Below are 2,406 nucleotides of genomic sequence, written 5' to 3' on the forward strand. Positions count from 1 at the left end.
TCCGCCTCGAGGTCTTTCAGGCGCTTCACCTGATCCGACTTCAAGCCCCCGAACTCCCGTCGCCAGCGATAGTAGGTTCTCTAACTGAGGGCGGGCGCACGGTGATCCTGATCCTCCTCCCTGGTCCGGCACAAGGTTCTCTACGAAGTCGCCAGCGCGCTTTCGACGCGCGGCGCTTCATGATGGCGTCCAAGGCTTCGGCCTCCCAGCTTGTGACCTGCGCGGTCGCGCCTCGGCGCGCCGCACGTAATACCTCGGGCTCGGCCGTCGCCTCCCGTCCGGACCGGGACGAGAGCTCGAAGATCTGTCAGCTCCCGCCGACTGCGGGGTTTCTCTCCTTGCCCTATGGTTGCTCTGCCGGTCAGGCTACGCGGAACTCGGTGCCGTCCACCCACATGCGATGGAGGATAACCCCGAGCTTGCGCGCCAATGCCACGCTGGCCTTCTTGTGGCCGACCTTGGCCCGCAGCCGCAGACCCCACTCGCGCAATGCACCGCCCCCACCCGCACGGGTAATGAGGCTCGACGCCGCCTCGAACAGCAGCGTCCGCAGCATGCCATCGCCCCGTCGGGTAATGCGGCCCGTGTAGTCCACCTCGCCCGACTGATAGCGTTTCGAGGTCAGGCCGACATAGGCGCCGACGGATCTGGAATGGGTAAACCGGGTGGGGTCGTCGATGGTGGCCAAGAAAGCATAAGCGGTGATCGCGCCGACACCCGGCACACCCATCAGCCTGCGGCACAGGTCAGAGCCCCAGGCCTCGGTGAGCAGCCGCCGGGTGAGCTCCGCAAGGGATCGAGCCAGATCCCCGCGCAAGCGCAGCAGCGGTCTCAGCGCCAGGGCGAGCGCCTCATTGGCCTCCAGCGCCAGCTCCACCCGGTCAGCCCAGCGCCGGGGTCCTTCCGGCAGGCGTATTCCCATGCTCGTCAGCAGACCGCGGATGGTGTTGTCGAGGTCTATGCGCTGGCGCAGAACCAACTCACGGGCCTTGAGCAGTGCCCGCATGCTCTGCGCCGCCTCGCTTTTGACCCGCACCGCGCGGTAGAAACCAGTGCGTGCCAACTCGGCCAGCATCGCGGCGTCATTGGCATCGGTCTTGTTCGGCATCTGGCTAAGCACGGCGTGAGCCTGGCGGGCGTCAACGCAGACAGCCGGCAGGTCACGGGCGATCAGCTGCCGATGCAGCCAGTTCGCCATCCGCCCTGTTTCGAGCACCACGCGGGTGGGTCGGCCGAAGCGGGCCAAGGCCACGGCGATCGCGTCCGGGTCCGTCACCGTCTTACCCTGGCCAAGGATCCGCCCCTCGGCGTTCCGGGCACAGTAGGCGGTCTCCTCCATGGAGACATCGAGGCCAACGAAATAGTTCATCTCGCACTCCTCCGATTGCCTGGGTAACGGCCCATTCTCTGCCACCAACCCCGGAGTGCGCCCGCCCTCAGTTACGCCATGTCACCTCCGTCACCCCAATCGCCCGGATCGCCTCCGCCACGGACTGCCCCTGCGAGACCAGGACGTCTACCTGCCGCAGCTTGGCTACAGCCTCCTCAGGCCGGTGCTTCTTGCTCGCCATCTCGGTCCTCCTCCGGTTCAAACCCATACCTCAGGACGGACCACTTCAAAGGGGGTGGATCACTGAGCCGTATGGCCACCATATCCGAGGGCGTTCTGCGCGGCACCACCACCTGCGAGAACGTCCCGCCAGTCGTCGCCTTCACGCACGGGCCGCGAAGCAGCTACATCGACGTACTGACCACGCCAAGGTTAAGTTCGAGGAGCCGCTCCGCGCCGCCCTCGCGCGTGTCCTAATCCCGAGCGCGCTGGTCGCCACTGCGGTCTTACACTCGCGTTCCTGCTCGCGCGCCGCACCATCGCAACGTTCCGGCGTTCAATCGGGCTCGTCGCGGGCACCGGTCCGCTGGACCCGAACGGGTTGCGCGAGGCCGACGAGCCCGAGGGGCGCAGTCGGAGCGAGCGGCATAGGCGCCTCGTTATGGCTGAGCTGAACCACAAGGTGAAGAACGTGCTCGTCACCGTGATAGTGGTGGCAGCCCAAACGCTGCGCGGGTTAGGGTCTAGCGACCCCGAGCGGTTCGCGGCCGATCGCGATGGCCGGTTGCGGGCGCTGGTGCGGGCGCACGACCTGCTGACCGTGGCCTCGTGGAAGGCGGCCGACCTCGACGCGGTGGCGCACGCCCGCTCGCGGCTTGGCTCGGCCGGAACGGTGCGAGATCCCCGCATGGAGTTCTCCTGCGAACTCGGCACCAGGCAGGCGGGGCAACTCTCCCCGGCGCAGGCGCAAACCCTGTCGCTGGCGCTGCACGAACTGGCGACTGAACCGCTCTGGGTTTGCCGGAGGCTTCAAACCTTGAGAGGTTGGAGCCATGACGAAGAAGACGTTGAACCGA

General features: G+C 66.8%; 2 protein-coding genes and 1 pseudogene. 1 reads left to right on the forward strand and 2 read right to left on the reverse strand.

Going from position 1 to position 2,406, the window contains the following annotated elements; genetic code table 11:
* Positions 1-361: 361 nt before the first annotated feature.
* Positions 362-1,369, reverse strand: coding sequence for an IS110 family RNA-guided transposase (locus JMJ56_RS32940; RefSeq protein ID WP_202836093.1), 1,008 nt, complete (start codon positions 1,367-1,369; stop codon positions 362-364).
* Between the two features lie 76 nt (positions 1,370-1,445).
* Positions 1,446-1,571, reverse strand: a pseudogene (locus tag JMJ56_RS32945) (IS3 family transposase); the annotation flags it as partial.
* A gap of 420 nt (positions 1,572-1,991) precedes the next feature.
* Between JMJ56_RS32945 and JMJ56_RS32950 the strand changes: the two are divergent.
* The coding region (locus tag JMJ56_RS32950; RefSeq protein WP_328702530.1) for an HWE histidine kinase domain-containing protein at positions 1,992-2,406 on the forward strand (415 nt) is incomplete at its 3' end.

The sequence above is a fragment of the Belnapia arida genome (assembly GCF_016773205.1).
GTDB classification, from domain to species: Bacteria; Pseudomonadota; Alphaproteobacteria; order Acetobacterales; family Acetobacteraceae; genus Belnapia; species Belnapia arida.

What these genes read in the sequence shown, in the direction of transcription:
- JMJ56_RS32940 (WP_202836093.1), bottom strand. Translation starts at nt 1,369, where the DNA reads ATGAACTATTTCGTTGGCCTCGATGTCTCCATGGAGGAGACCGCCTAC.